The sequence below is a fragment of the Winogradskyella sp. genome, assembly GCF_013042245.1.
GTDB lineage: Bacteria > Bacteroidota > Bacteroidia > Flavobacteriales > Flavobacteriaceae > Winogradskyella.
In genome coordinates, this window is record NZ_JABDQL010000051.1 from 1 (window position 1) to 14,672 (window position 14,672).

14 protein-coding genes and 1 pseudogene are annotated in these 14,672 nt (G+C 30.8%); 4 read left to right on the forward strand and 11 right to left on the reverse strand.

The features are described from left to right. Window positions 1-356: 356 nt before the first annotated feature. The 7 genes and pseudogenes from HKP48_RS04170 to HKP48_RS04200 form a co-directional block, all read right to left on the reverse strand. Window positions 357-677, reverse strand: a pseudogene (locus HKP48_RS04170) (M57 family metalloprotease). Window positions 678-765: 88 nt separating this feature from the next. Continuing rightward, entirely contained in the window at window positions 766-990 is a 225-nt protein-coding gene (locus HKP48_RS04175; RefSeq protein WP_363928593.1) for a M57 family metalloprotease, read from the reverse strand. An 11-nt stretch (window positions 991-1,001) separates the two neighbouring features. Then, window positions 1,002-1,862 carry a 50S ribosomal protein L11 methyltransferase gene (gene prmA, locus HKP48_RS04180; protein WP_296343134.1) on the reverse strand — a complete coding sequence of 287 codons (861 nt, stop codon included), beginning with the start codon at window positions 1,860-1,862 and terminating at the stop codon, window positions 1,002-1,004. 180 nt (window positions 1,863-2,042) lie between these two features. After that, window positions 2,043-2,792, reverse strand: a complete 750-nt coding sequence (gene tpiA / locus HKP48_RS04185) for a triose-phosphate isomerase (protein WP_296343136.1) — start codon at window positions 2,790-2,792, stop codon at window positions 2,043-2,045. Window positions 2,793-2,874: 82 nt separating this feature from the next. Beyond that, window positions 2,875-3,951, reverse strand: a complete 1,077-nt coding sequence (locus HKP48_RS04190; RefSeq protein WP_296343159.1) for an ABC transporter permease — start codon at window positions 3,949-3,951, stop codon at window positions 2,875-2,877. A gap of 4 nt (window positions 3,952-3,955) precedes the next feature. Further along, complete coding sequence (locus tag HKP48_RS04195; RefSeq protein WP_363928592.1) at window positions 3,956-5,287, reverse strand: BT_3928 family protein; 1,332 nt, start codon at window positions 5,285-5,287, stop codon at window positions 3,956-3,958. Between the two features lie 5 nt (window positions 5,288-5,292). After that, entirely contained in the window at window positions 5,293-5,835 is a 543-nt protein-coding gene (locus HKP48_RS04200) for a DUF1599 domain-containing protein (protein WP_296343138.1), read from the reverse strand. A gap of 78 nt (window positions 5,836-5,913) precedes the next feature. On the opposite strand from HKP48_RS04200, the gene folP reads away from it, so the two are divergent. The 4 genes from folP to HKP48_RS04220 are packed head-to-tail and all read left to right on the forward strand — an operon-like array spanning window position 5,914 to window position 9,081. After that, window positions 5,914-6,741: a dihydropteroate synthase gene (folP, locus tag HKP48_RS04205; protein WP_296343140.1), complete on the forward strand. Its 828-nt coding sequence runs from the start codon at window positions 5,914-5,916 to the stop codon at window positions 6,739-6,741. After that, the gene (locus HKP48_RS04210) at window positions 6,742-7,431 is read left to right on the forward strand and encodes a hypothetical protein (protein ID WP_296343141.1); all 690 of its coding nucleotides are present in this window, start codon (window positions 6,742-6,744) and stop codon (window positions 7,429-7,431) included. A 34-nt stretch (window positions 7,432-7,465) separates the two neighbouring features. Then, on the forward strand, window positions 7,466-8,248 hold the full coding sequence (gene cdaA, locus HKP48_RS04215) for a diadenylate cyclase CdaA (protein WP_296343143.1): 783 nt from the start codon (window positions 7,466-7,468) through the stop codon (window positions 8,246-8,248). Then, window positions 8,248-9,081, forward strand: coding sequence for a DUF3667 domain-containing protein (locus HKP48_RS04220; protein ID WP_296343145.1), 834 nt, complete (start codon window positions 8,248-8,250; stop codon window positions 9,079-9,081). The genes cdaA and HKP48_RS04220 overlap by 1 nt, the downstream gene beginning before the upstream one ends. A 62-nt stretch (window positions 9,082-9,143) precedes the next feature. Here the strand turns inward: HKP48_RS04220 and HKP48_RS04225 are convergent, their stop codons facing one another. From HKP48_RS04225 to HKP48_RS04240, 4 genes are all read right to left on the reverse strand, one after another. Then, a complete protein-coding gene (locus tag HKP48_RS04225; RefSeq protein ID WP_296343147.1) occupies window positions 9,144-11,813 on the reverse strand; it encodes a carboxypeptidase-like regulatory domain-containing protein in 2,670 nt (889 codons plus the stop codon). Continuing rightward, a complete protein-coding gene (locus HKP48_RS04230; protein ID WP_296343149.1) occupies window positions 11,798-12,589 on the reverse strand; it encodes a GLPGLI family protein in 792 nt (263 codons plus the stop codon). Before HKP48_RS04230 ends, HKP48_RS04225 begins: the two co-directional genes overlap by 16 nt. A gap of 6 nt (window positions 12,590-12,595) precedes the next feature. After that, window positions 12,596-12,766 carry a hypothetical protein gene (locus HKP48_RS04235; RefSeq protein ID WP_296343152.1) on the reverse strand — a complete coding sequence of 57 codons (171 nt, stop codon included), beginning with the start codon at window positions 12,764-12,766 and terminating at the stop codon, window positions 12,596-12,598. Window positions 12,767-12,947: 181 nt separating this feature from the next. Next, on the reverse strand, window positions 12,948-14,672 hold a 1,725-nt coding region (locus tag HKP48_RS04240; RefSeq protein WP_296343155.1), incomplete at its 5' end, for an ABC transporter ATP-binding protein.

Here is a 14,672-nt window from a genome sequence, read left to right on the forward strand (position 1 = left end):
TTTGTTGTTTTCAAAGTACATAAAATATTGATTATCAATATAATATACAAAATTTAATCTTAAAAACCAACTGAATATCAGTGATTTATATCCGAAAAATAAACTTTTTTAGATGCGTTTGCCCTAACTCATCTAGCGTCTTTAACATGTTAAATTTTAATCATAAAAGGAAATATCTAAATGCGTTTTTATCAAAAAACAAATGAGCTACTCTCAATAAAGAAAGCAGCTCATTTTTTTTCTGTTATTTAATCCTAATTACATGGACCTAACGAATTCCACCCACCCCTTACGCGTTGATAAAGATTTCCAAAGTAAGTTACAAGATTTCCAACATTATAAGCAATACCACTTTTTCATTCATTTGCGCCATCACAAGAGCGAGCTGTACTCACTACTGGATACATAAATTCTAAAGCTGTAATATCGTTACCACTAAATTCTCCATCTTCACTTGTAGAAAAATAAGCTTGCATAACTGAGGTCAAATCCCTTTCTGTTAGGGTTCCTGGGATATATACTGCACCATCAGAACCAGCACCTTCATGACCTTGAGAAGATACAGGGCAACTTGATCTGTCAAACCAATCCGAATGTTTAAAGCCAACTTAATGTCTAATTTCATGAGGTATTACATGCTCATTTACATTAGTTGAAAATTGCTCAATATTATGTATCTGAAGAAATTTATTTGGTCTTCCGTCCGATGTTGAAAAACCTGCTACACCTCATTGAGATTGACTAGGAGATACGTTAACAGAATTATCATAAACAACCATATCTGTAGCTTGGAAATTTATACCAAAAGTTAAATTGCAAAGTTGTATTTAGGCCATTATAATTATCTACCGCCCATTGCAAAGCTGTCTGCGCTATAGAGGATAATGCCTCACTACCGCCTGTAAAACCTAAAATATCAATAGTTCTATTAGCGCCAGTTATTAAATTAAAAGTACTATACTGACGTTCAGTAAAATCTGGGGTTAGAATACCTTTTTGTGCTACTTTTGAGTTTTATCGGACAACAATATATTAAATACTAAGGCGACCCATTTATTTCGTTCAATTTTAGAATTTAATTGTAGAGCGTGTTTAGTACATTCTGACTCTATAATAGATATATCTTCTTCATAAAAGCCACTTAAGAAAAGTAAGCCATTTTCATTTAAACATAGGGCATAAGTTGCAATATCTGCCAATAGAATATTACGATTAATATTGGCAATAATAATATCGTAGTTTTTATTCTTCAAAAGGGCAACATCACCCTGATACACTGAAATATTATGGCAATCGTTTCGCTCCACATTCTCCAAGCTATTTAGGTAACACCAGTTATCAATATCAATAGCATCTAAGTTTGTTGCACCTACTTTTTCGGCTAAAATTGCCAAAACACATGTACCACAACCCATATCTAAAACAGATTTTCCTTTGAAATCATTTTTTAAAATATGCTGAATCATCATGTGGGTAGTTTCATGATGTCCTGTACCAAAACTCATTTTTGGCTCAATAATTAAATCGTATTTTGTATTTGGCTTATGATGAAAAAGAGCTCTAACAGTAACTAAATCATCAACAATGATGGGATTAAAATTCTTTTCCCACTCTTCGTTCCAATTTGTTTGTTCGATTTCGTTAAACTCATAAGAGATCTCAAATTCGTTTGAATTTAAAATATGGATATCATCTAAAATAAAGGCACTCCACTCCTCTTTTTGAATGTAAGCGGTAACACCTGTTTCACTTTCTACAAAACTTTCAAAACCCGCATAGCCTAATTCTGCTATTAGGATTTCGGTTGCTGGTTGTAGTGGCTTCACTTTAAAGTCATAACCGATATAAATAGTGTTGGACATTTTTGAGTTTATTTTTGATTTTGGCTTGAAGTTTTACTACTATTCAATACTTTACCCTAAATATTGGTAGTTGCTTTTGTCATACTAAAGACATACTTTTTTTTAATATAAAAAAAGGAATGTGATAGCAGGATATACAAAAGTACTATAGCGTGAAAAAAACTTTACTCATTTATAAAGTTAAAATGCGTTAACTATAGCGTAAAAATCCTCTGCTTTTAACGAAGCGCCACCAATGAGTCCGCCATCTACATCTGGCTTTCCAAAGATTTCTTTTGCGTTGTTTGGCTTAACACTTCCACCGTAAAGAATAGACACATTATCAGCAACTTCTTTACCGTATTTATTTGCTAAGGTTTTACGGATAAAAGCATGCATGTCTTGTGCTTGGTCTGGGCTAGCCGTCTCTCCGGTACCAATCGCCCACACGGGTTCGTAGGCTAAAACTATATTTTTAAAAGCGTCTGCTCCTAAATGAAACAGTGCATTTTTAATTTGACTTTCGACAACAGATTCCTCATTTCCTGCTTTTCTATCGGCTAATTCTTCGCCAAAACAAAAGATAATTCGCATATGGTTGGCTAAAGCTGCATCCACTTTTTTTGCTAAACTTTCGTCTGTTTCGTTATAATAGGCTCGGCGTTCGCTATGTCCTAGAATCACAGTTTTTACACCAATGCTTTGTAACATACCTGCGCTAACTTCACCAGTGTATGCACCATTTTCTGCAAAATGCATATTCTGTGCAACCACCTCTATGTTGTCTTGACGTAAAGCTTCAAAAGCATGCCATAGATTTGTAAATGATGGCGCTATCATAACCTCAGCATCCGATATTTGCGTTTGCTTTTTTATATCTGAAATTAAGGCTTGGGTTTGTGACAAACCGTTGTTCATTTTCCAGTTACCAGCAACTATATTTTTTCTCATAATTTATGAAGTATTATAACGTATTTAGATTACAAAAATAAGTCTTTAAACTGAAAGATGTATTGAGAACTATCATGAAATACTAGGAGAGCTTTACTCGTGGGTCTAACAATGCATAAATAATATCTACTAAAATATTTATGATTATAAAAAGTATAGCGATTACCAAAACGGCACCCATTATCACAGGTAAGTCTAATGTGTTTAATGCGTTGACGATTTCTTTTCCAAGTCCATTCCAACCAAAAATGTACTCCACAAACACAGCACCTGCCAACATGGATGCAAACCAACCTGAGATAGCAGTCACTACAGGGTTTAAAGCATTTTTTATAGCGTGATTTTTAATAATCTGAAATTCACTCAATCCCTTTGCTCGTGCTGTACGGATATAATCTTGACTCATAACTTCAAGTAAGGAATTACGCATTAATTGTATGATAACTGCCAGGGGACGAATACCTAAAACAATTGCTGGTAAGATTAGGTTTTTCCATTTAATGTTTACGGTTTCTCCAAAATCATCAAGTTCGTAAAGACTACCTGTCATTTCTAAATTGGTGTATTCATGCAATACAAAACCGAATAACCAAGCAAATAAAATTGCACTAAAAAAAGAAGGCACACTCATACCTAATGTGCTAAAAACCTGAATACTTCTATCAATCCAAGTATCCTTCTTCAATGCTGAGATTACTCCGAATATCAATCCTAAAATCATAGCAATTATAATTGCCGAAACTGCCAAAACAAAGGTATTTGGTAAGGTTTCTCCAATAACTTGACTTACTTTTTTTCCTTGTTTTGCAAACGATGCTCTTAAATATGGTAATTTAATTACTGTACTGGTTTCTGCAATTGTAAAGAGCTTAGCACCTGAATATTTCTGGTTATCAAAAAAAGTATAATCCTCTGTCGTAGCTGAATGAAAGGATAACGGCGACAAATCGTTTAGATAATACAAGTATTGCGTTCCAAGAGGTTTATCAAAGCCATACTTCTTTTTTACAGCCTCGACCTGTTCTGCTGTTTGATTTTGACCTAGCATCATTTTTGCTGGATCGCCAGGTAATACGGTAAATAATAAGAATATAACGGTTACGACTCCTACTAATGTAAGAATGGCGTAAAAGATTTTATTTAGAAGATAGTAAAGCAGATTATTAATTTTCTTTCAACAATATTTCTATCAAAGATGTGTAATGTGTGTTATTCATTGAATTAATTGAGTCTAACTTTTTCTGCGCTATCTCAGTTTCTTTGTAAACATAAACTTCCAAAATATCATCTTTTGAAATTGAGTTAGATTCTTCTTCTGAAGAAATTTTTCCGTTAATTAAATAAACTGTACCATCATCTTCTTTTTCAATTACATCTCTTTCAGATTCCGATAAATCATTTAATTCGATATCCTCAATATCTTTCCAATGTGCTTTATTGACTACTGTACCCTTTTTAAGAACTACTATCCCTGGGTTTGCACGCACAACAGTTTTTACAACTTTCTCATCACATAAATAGGTGTCGAAGTTTAAGTTATAATCCGATTTTAATTGCTGTTTAGCTTCATCTCCTGAAGCTGATAACCCAATTACTGTATATCCTTTTTTTATAGCATCATCAGTAAAATTCTTCAATTTCAATAAACCTTCTTTTTCAGAATTATAAACGTTATACATCGCTATAACTACAAGATGATTTTTGTCTAGAAAGTAACTTGTCAAGTCTTCATCTGCAGATTCAATTGTAAAATCTTGTATAGATGGAATATAGCCTGGATCAATCTCTTTAGTTTCGACACCAATATATTCGCCACCTTCAACATTAGGATAAGTACCGTTGGTTACAAATTCTTGTTCTTCGCCGTTAACTTTAAACGTCCATGTATACTCTATTATTGGCTTGGCAGCATCCTCAGGAACTGCCATTTCGTCTTGTAAATTATTACCAATCTTGTATGCCCTAAAGTCTATTGAAGGCAAATGCATTAAAACGTGATAAGCAAACCAAAGTGAAACGATAAAACTCAATAAAGCTAAAATTGTGTTTGGTAAGGTTTTAAATAAGGGTTTTATGTATTTCTGTCCAAAAAATAATATTAATATTAATACTAGCAGAACAACATCCTTTGTAAAACTCTCCCAAGGTGTTAATTTTAGGGCATCTCCAAAGCAACCACAATCTTTTACTTTATCGAAATACGCCGAATAGAATGTAAGGAATGTAAAGAAAACTATCATACCTAAAAGCATCCAAATAGTAAATTTCTTTTTATAACCTATTAAAAGAAAGACACCTAATATAACTTCTAGAACCACTACAAAAACTGAAATTCCTAAAGCGTAAGGCTCTAAAAAAGGAATGTTAAGGACATCTGTACTAAAATATTCTTGCAACTTATATGAAAAACCAAGCGGGTCGTTCAACTTTATAAATCCTGAAATGATAAATAATATCCCAACGAATATTCTGCTTATTTGAACTATATACTTCATAACTGTTATTTTCCTTCTCCTAAATGAATCATTGCAAAAACAGCATAATTAATCATATCCTGATAATTGGCATCAATCCCTTCACTCACTATTGTTTTACCTGCATTATCTTCTATTTGCTTGACACGTAATAATTTTTGTAAAATTAAATCCGTAAGGCTACTCACACGCATATCTCTCCAAGCTTCGCCATAATCATGGTTTTTATCCATCATCAATTGCTTTGTAATTGCAATATGCTTATCGTAATTTTCTATAGCTTCCTTAGTTTCCATATCGGGTTGCTCAACAACACCCTTTTCTAACTGAATTAAAGCCATGATACAATAATTGATGATTCCAATAAATTCACTTACTTCGCCCTCATCTACTTTCTGAACGTCATTTTGTTGCAAACCGCGAATACGCTGTGCTTTTATAAAAATCTGGTCAGTTAACGATGGTAATCTTAAAATACGCCAAGCACTTCCGTAATCACTCATTTTATTTATAAATAAGTTACGACATTTTAAAATTACAGCATCGTATTGTTTAGAAGTATTAGACATGCGTTTCCTATTATTTTTGCGTAAATTTCGCTCAAATAGTTTAATGTTCAAAGTTTAAAGTTTAAAGTTTTCAACTAAATGACAATCAACTGCAAAGGTCAGCTTATAGATTTATCACGTCCAAAAGTAATGGGTATATTTAACGTAACTCCAGACTCGTTCTATGATGGTGGTCGCTATAAAGACGCAAACGATATTTTAAAACAAGTTGAACTCATGCTCAATGAAGGTGCTACCTTTATTGACATTGGTGGCTATAGCTCAAAACCTGGTGCAGATTTTGTTTCAGAAGCTGAAGAATTACAACGCGTAGTTCCTGTTGTTGAATTAATTTTGAAGAATTTTCCCGAAACTTTAATCTCCATTGACACCTTTAGAAGCAAAGTAGCTAAAAAAACGATTGAAGCTGGCGCTGCTTTAGTTAATGACATTTCTGCTGGAAAGCTGGACCAAAAAATGATTGAAACCGTTGGCAAACTTAGTGTACCATACATTATGATGCATATGCGTGGTAATCCAAAAACCATGCAGCAGCAAACAGACTACGATGATTTACTCAAAGCTATTATAAGTTACTTTGGTGAACAAATCTCAAAAGCACATGAGATAAAAATTAATGATATTATTATTGACCCAGGATTTGGGTTTGCAAAAACCTTAGAGCAAAACTACACTCTTTTAAAGCATTTGGATTTATTAAAAATAACGGACAAACCTATTTTAGCAGGTATTTCTAGAAAATCAATGATATATAAAGCACTAAACACAACAGCTAAGGAAGCATTAAATGGCACAACAGCCTTAAATATGATTGCTTTAGAAAACGGCGCTTCTATTTTACGTGTTCATGATGTAAAAGAAGCTATGGAATGTATTACTCTTTTTAATCAGCTAAAATCTAACTAAATGCGTTATTTATATATTCTTCTTTTAATAGTTTTATGTAGTTGTAATAACCAACGTGAATTACAACTTCCAGAAATTAAAGATGCAAAGTTTACAGAAGTTTTAGATGTTTCACCCGCTTATATTTTTTATGATGAAACGCAACTAGACTCTACACTTTTTAATAGAAAAAACTTAATTAGCACGACGAATTGGTTAGTAAATGTCGATAAACGATTGACTTTAAAGCAAGTCATTCCGCATATACAATATTTACAAAACAAACGTCAAAAGGCTTCAATGCACAAAAATGAAAATGCTAAAAATTACTTTACTTGTAATGATACCAGTATCAAAAATTTGGGTTTTTTGGAGTTTACGAATGTGAATTATGTCACTGATATTGATAATTATGAAAATAATGATAGTTCTATAAAAGATGATTTTAGCTTTATAAGCATAGGGTGTCACAGAGGTAATGCAATATCTTTAGATGTGATTTACAAAGACAAAGAATCAATAAATAAAACAATATCATTAGACTCTTTACTTTTTGACGATGACTTTAAAATGAATACTAAAAACAATTTCTCAATAAACTTATTATTTGACTATAAATTAAGCTTTCAAGAATATATTAAGTTTAAGCAAATTATTAGTAATCTAACAAAGGATAAATCTAAAATAAATAATGATGAGTTTTTCTTTTAAGTTTAATTCTTAAATTAGCATAAAACCAACTCACTTGAGCGACATACAACTTTGGGATTTTAGATTAATAGATTTTGTAGATGTATTTCTTGTGGCTATTCTGCTTTATTACATCTATAAATTAGTTCGTGGTACCGTTGCTATAAATATTTTTATTGGCATCTTAATCATTTACTTGGTTTGGGTTGTTACAGATTACCTTAACATGCACTTGCTTTATAGAATTGTAGATGGTTTTATGAAGGTTGGTATTATTGCCTTAATTGTGGTCTTTCAACCAGAAATCCGTAAATTTTTACTGATGGTAGGTTCCACTAACTTATCTGGTAAACGCCGTATTTTTAAGAATTTTAAATTTTTAAACAGTGATACAGAAACCACTAACGATGTTGAAGCTATCGTAAATGCATGCGTAAAAATGAGTACTACAAACACCGGTGCTTTAATAGTCATTGAGCGCAATAACAATCTCGATTTCTTAACCAATACTGGTGATGAGATGAATATTAAAGTTTCACAGCCAATTTTAGAAAGTATCTTCTTTAAAAACAGCCCGTTGCACGACGGTGCTATTATTATTGATAATAATGTTGTAAAGGCGACGCGTGTTATTTTACCTGTAAATAACGAAGTCACTATTCCAAAACGTTTTGGTTTGCGCCATCGTGCAGCGTTAGGCATTACTGAAAAAACAGATGCATTGGCTTTGGTTGTCAGTGAAGAAACAGGCACACTATCTTACGTAAAAAATGCAGAATTTGTGATGTATGATACAAAAGATGACCTTATAGACAAAATTAAGAAAGACTTGATATAATGGAATGTAAAAATTGTAAAACAGAACTAAGCATTAATAGTAGCTACTGTAATACTTGTGGTGGTCGTGTCGTGAGAAATAGATTGACTTTCAGAAATTTATTTGAACATATCACTGAAACTTTTTTCAATTTTGACAATAAACTATTAAGAACGTTTATCGACTTGTTTAAAAAACCAGAACGTGTCATTGCTGGTTATATCTCTGGAGTTAGGAGACAATACGTTAACCCTATAAGCTACTTGGCATTAGCGTTAACAATTGGTGGATTATATATAATTGTTCTCAATAAGTTTTTCCCAGATGCATTGGCAGGAATGTCTAATCCCTATGGGGTAAAAGGTCAGGAAGAAGCAGTTAAGAACAGTATGTCTATAATTAGTGAATATTACTCCATAGTTATGATCCTTTTTGTCCCTGTTTATGCTTTATTTTCCAGATTAGTGTTTATTAATAGAAAAGAATATAACTATACTGAGCATATTGTAATGGCTATGTACATTATCGCTCAATTTTCTTTGGTAAGCTCAATTTTGAATATTGTGTGTTTAGTTTGTGGAATAAATGCTACAATACTTGGTTTGTTTTCGATATTTTTTCAGATAGGTTTTTTTGCATATTGTTATAAGCGTATCTACAAGATATCTGTAGCAGGTATGATTTTAAGAACATTATTCTTTTTAGGCATATTAGCTGTGATAATGGTATTACTAATAATCGCTGGTGTTGTTTTTGCTATGATTTTCAAAGATAATCCAGCAGTTATTGAGTTTATGGAATCTCAAAAAGCCATATACGAGAGTCAACTTCCTGTAAAAGACAGTATCAATTAGACAACTTCTGCTTTCAAAAATTGTACCTCATAAAGGTTACGGTAATAGCCATTTTTTTAATATTAAAACTTATAATTTAAACCCATCATAAAATATCGTTCGATTAAGGGTGTTAGAGAAATAGAATTGATAGTTTCCGAAATTGAAAATATATTGAAAGACCGATTATTGAATAAATTATTTACTCTAATAAAAGCTGAAAAACCAGTTTCCCTAAAATTATATCTACCTAAGATATTTGTAAAAAGATAAGTGCTTTTTCGCTTTGGCAAATTACCAAATTTATAAAAGTTATTAATTACAGAAATATCAAACTTATCTGAAAAAACAAAATCTAAATCTAAAAAAGACTTGTTATTAGTATTTTCAAAATCTGTAGAATTTATTTCAAAAAAAGACCCATTCCATTCAGTACCCAATGTGTAATTAAAAAACCCGCTAAATGCAGACCTCATCTCAAATCCATATATAAGATTAGATGAAGTAACTTCTCGAAACTGAGTATTAATTATATCAGTAAAATTATATTTATTAAAACTTGATTTTAACTTAAGGTTCGAATCAAGAAAATTAATATATCTATCTAAGCCTAAGCTGACTTGAAAGCTATCACTATCCTCTAAAATTATCTGCTCGGTTAAATTAAAATTTAGATTTATTGAAGAGTCCGTAGATAAAAAATTTTCATTTTTAGTGTAATTAAAACCCACATTAAATGAAAAGTTATCTGACCATGCCCCATATTTATAATTTAAAAAAATAGTATTTGCTCTTAGCAATTCTTGACTGTCTAGTCCTTTATAAAATCCTCTATAAAATATTTGTGTAAAAGCGTTGAGAGCATTATTAATGTTTGTTGTTTTTGCAGAAGAAGCCAATCCTAAATTAAAGTTACTTTTATCTTCCTTAAATTCAGCAATTAATTTAGCATTTATATAAAAAAACTTATTTTTCTCTGATGAAGCTAAGCGTCTATTATTTATATTTTTATAATTAAAATCTATATTACCAGCTATATTTATTTCACCAAATGATTTTCTATATCTGTTGTTAAAATAAATTAGATCATTATTTAAGTTTATAGCATTTATAAAATCTTCATCTGACTCAAAGTTAACATCATTTTCATCTTCAAAAGTCAACTTACTTTCAACTTTATCATTCCTTTTTGTATATCCTAAATATGATTCTAGGTTTGAATGCTTATTATTGTTTATTAAGCCTAGCTGAACTACATCTAAATTCATTTCAGAATCTAAAAATGAATTTGAATTAATCAATTGAGAGGCATTATCAAACTCAAACAAATCACCATACAAATAAGGGCTTACAAAGTAATTTCCTGGTTTTTTTTCTTTTATATGTCTTGCAGATACAATTACTGCTAAACTGTCTTTAATTTTATGCGTGTAATGTAAAAAATGGCTTTGATAGTTGCTTTTTGAAACTAAATTCTCAGATATATCAATACCGTTTTGCTGTAAAGCAGATTGTCCTTTTGATTTTAATCTAAAAATAGAACCTGTATATTCTAAACGCTCTTTACTACTTAAATCCCAAGTGAAATCAATTTTAGCTAGACCTAATTTTTCATTTAAACTGGTATTAAAATTTTCTGAAAGTTGAAAAGGGTTTTCAACAATAAAATTTGTAATATTTTGACTTATAAAGTCTTTTGTATCATTGAATAAAATACCATTAACTTTTACTTTAACATTCTTGGATAGATTTAGTATTGTATTAGCATTTGTAAATTTTGAATTATTAAAATTCACAAACCTATTATCAAATATAGGTCTTCTAGTATTTAAACTTTGCTGTTTAAATGCGGTTTCACCTTTACCAATACTATAACTTAAATCTTTATTTTTAGAATTTAATATAGAATTGATTGTTGACACAACATCATCTCCAATATTATTTATGTCAAGAAAAGCATAAGATTTAGTTTTATCGATAAAGGATATTAAATTCCCATTGACATCAAAACGATTATCGGTGGCAAATCCAACATCAATATTACCAAATAATAATTTCTTTTTATCTTCTTTTAAAGTAAGATTTATAGCAACATCTTCAGTATCTCGTATATTTTTTAGTAATGGGTTTTTAGTATAATTTTGTAGTACTTCTACATCCTCTACATAATCAGCATTTAAGTTCTTAGTTAAAATTGTATAACCACCATCAAACAAATCATCATTATCTATTTTTACATTAGTGACTAACTTTCCTTGAAAACTAATTACACCATCACTATTTATTGAAATACCGGGAATACTTTTAAGCATCTGTTCAACCACAACACCTTTTTTTTTATTAAAAGCATCAACTTTAAAAATTATTGTATCTCCTTTAACCTTAATATCTCGCTCAATATCAATAACTACTTCATCAATTTTAGTGATACTCGCTTTGAGATTGAAATTAATAATCTTGTTGTCATCAATATAAAATTCCAACATTTTTTTTTCATATTGTAAAGATGAAATTTCTATTGTATAAGTACCTGTTTCTAAATTCTCTATTTTATAACGTCCTTCTTTGCTAAAAGTATATTTAATTAGGTTTTGATTTTTGTAAACTAAAATATTTGCATCATTGATAGGTTTATTTTCATAACTTGAAATATAACCACTCAAGGAAAATTGTGCAAACAAAAAATTGCTTGTTAAAAAACAAGCAATTTTTATAATTTTAGGTATGATTATATAACTTAATTTTCTTCCCATTCGTATTTTAATTCAAATCCGCCTCGCTTAAATTGTGAAGTACTAGATTTATCTTTTTTGTATTCACGTGGCAATTTGGAAAAAAGAACATCAGAACCACCTTTAGTATTATCATACAACTCTACATACTCTTTTAAACTTACTTCTCGCAATGATGATAGGTAATCATTTTGTTTAAAAATAAAATCTTCAACAACATCCAAATCTCTTTTTGATACAGCTTTAAGTGTCCATATTAGCTTATTTTCTTCTTCAATAATCTTTATTGCAAGACCAGGTAAACTATTAAACTTCCATGGTCCATATCGAAAGGGTATTGATAAATCCACATAGGCTTTATATTTTCTACCTCTAAATTGAGTTTTTAATTCAACACATTGGTAACCATTTATAAGTTTTTTGATACCTGTTAGTTCCCAGATTTGAATTGGTATTTTCTCTTTAATCAAAAGTACTTCTCTACCAAGACTCTTTGTGCTTATAATACTATCATTTATACCTAGATATACAACATTTTCTGAACCGTTACCAGCACCCAAAAAACTTATCTGTGGATTACCAGTTTCTGAATCAATATCATACTTCTTAAAATCTTTTAAAAAAATAGTTTTCGTTGTATTGTATCTTACATTATCATCTAAACTTAATAGATATCCTGTTTTATAAAGCGGTCTTCCAAGATTGTAATTAACTTCGTATTCATAAGTTACTACTTTATCTTGACTAAAACCTAAAGAGAAAATAGAAATAATGAGATAGAAAAAGATATTTTTCATTTTCATCTACATAGGCGCTATAACTGGTGATTTTCTAAAATCTGAAGTCATCATAAAATTTCCATTTAGCATATCCTGCATACCTTGTGCACAATCAGCATCGCTAACCCTAGAATTTGAATAATAATATTCTCTCCTTTCATCTCCAGTATCTGGATCTACGAAAACTAATGTCACCCAACAAGTATTGTAATCAAGGTTATTAGAACTAGACTCAATAATTTCAGTTGAATTGAGAAATAACACACAACTCAAAACAAATAATAAATTTTTCATGTTTTTGATTTTTAATGGTTTATATCTCAAACATAAACATAAACATAAACATAAACAACAAAAAGTAGGATTTTATTTCAATCTAAACCGCTTCAGCTTTCAAAAACTGAACTTCATAAAGATTACGATAATACCCATCTTCTTTTTCCAGAAGTGTTTTGTGATTTCCAATTTCAACAATTTGACCAGCGTCCATAACTATAATTTTATCCGCTTGTTGAATGGTAGCCAAACGATGTGCAATAATTATAGATGTCCGACCTTCTGTTATTTTATCTGTTGCATCTTGCATCAATTGCTCAGAATACGAATCTACAGAAGATGTTGCTTCGTCCAAAATCAAAATACTTGGATTAGTCATGTATGCTCGTAAAAACGAAATTAGTTGTCTCTGTCCAGAAGATAACATTACACCACGCTCTTTTACATTATAATGGTAACCTTTTGGTAAGCTTGAAATAAAATCATGAATACCAATAGCCTTAGCCGCAGCAACTACATCTGCTTCAGAAATATTGGGATTATTAAGTGTTATGTTATTCAGAATAGTATCTGCAAACAGAAAGACGTCTTGTAAAACAACAGCTATTTGTTCTCGCAATGAGTTTAGAGAAAATTTTTGAATATTAGTTCCGTCAATAGCGATTTCGCCCGAATCAATATCGTAAAAACGATTCAATAAGTTAATAATGGTAGATTTTCCAGCACCAGTTGCTCCAACAATAGCAATAGTCTCGCCAGAATTTATATCTAAATTTACACCCTTTAATACTTCTTCGCCTTCTAAATAAGAAAAACGAACATTGCTTAACAAAATATCACCTTTAAAATGAGCAGCCTCTATTTGACCCTTATCATTAATCTGAGACTCCGTATCTAATACTTTAAATACACGATCAGCAGCAACCATTCCCATTTGAAGGGTATTGAATTTATTAGCAATCTGGTTTAATGGCCTAAACAACATAGGGACAAACATGGTAAAAGACACCAAATCACCTAATGTAGTAGTCGTACTTCCGCCTAAAATATCATACCCACCTTTCAGAATTATAGCTGCCAATGTTATAGATGATAAAATTTCGGCAATTGGAAAGAAAATTGAATTATACCAAACTGTTTTTAACCAACCTTTTTTATGACGTTCATTAATTTTTGTGAAGTTGTTATATTCAGTTTTCTCTCTTGTGAATAACTGAAGGATTTTCATTCCAGTAACACGCTCTTGAACGAAAGAATTGAGATTAGACACTTCCGTACGCACATCTTCAAAAGCACGTTTCATGTACCTTTGAAAAATTTTTGTAGCAAAAACTATTAGTGGTAAGGTTACAAAAACAATCAAACTTAGCTTTGTATTGATATAAAGCATAACACCAGCAACAACTACCATTTTTAGTATATCACTAAATATCATAAATAATCCTTGTCCAAAAATATCGGCAATACGCTCCATATCTGTAACCGCACGCGTTATCAAAACACCAACAGATGACTTATCATAATAGGTCATTTTAAATTTGAGCATATGATTAAAAAGCTTTACTCTAATATCTTTTACAACTGATTGTCCTAACCAACTTGCGTAATAGATAAATAAAAGTTGACATATAACTTCTAAGACTAAAAGTCCTACCATTAAAAGAATGTAGGTCATAAAGCCATCATAAAGTCTTGGGCTAATATTGACATCAATGGCTTCTTTTAAGACATAAGGTCTAGCAGCACCAAAAACAGCAAGTCCAATAACACAAATTAATGACAAAGCAAATATCAAACGGTACGGTTTTATATAACCAAGTAGACG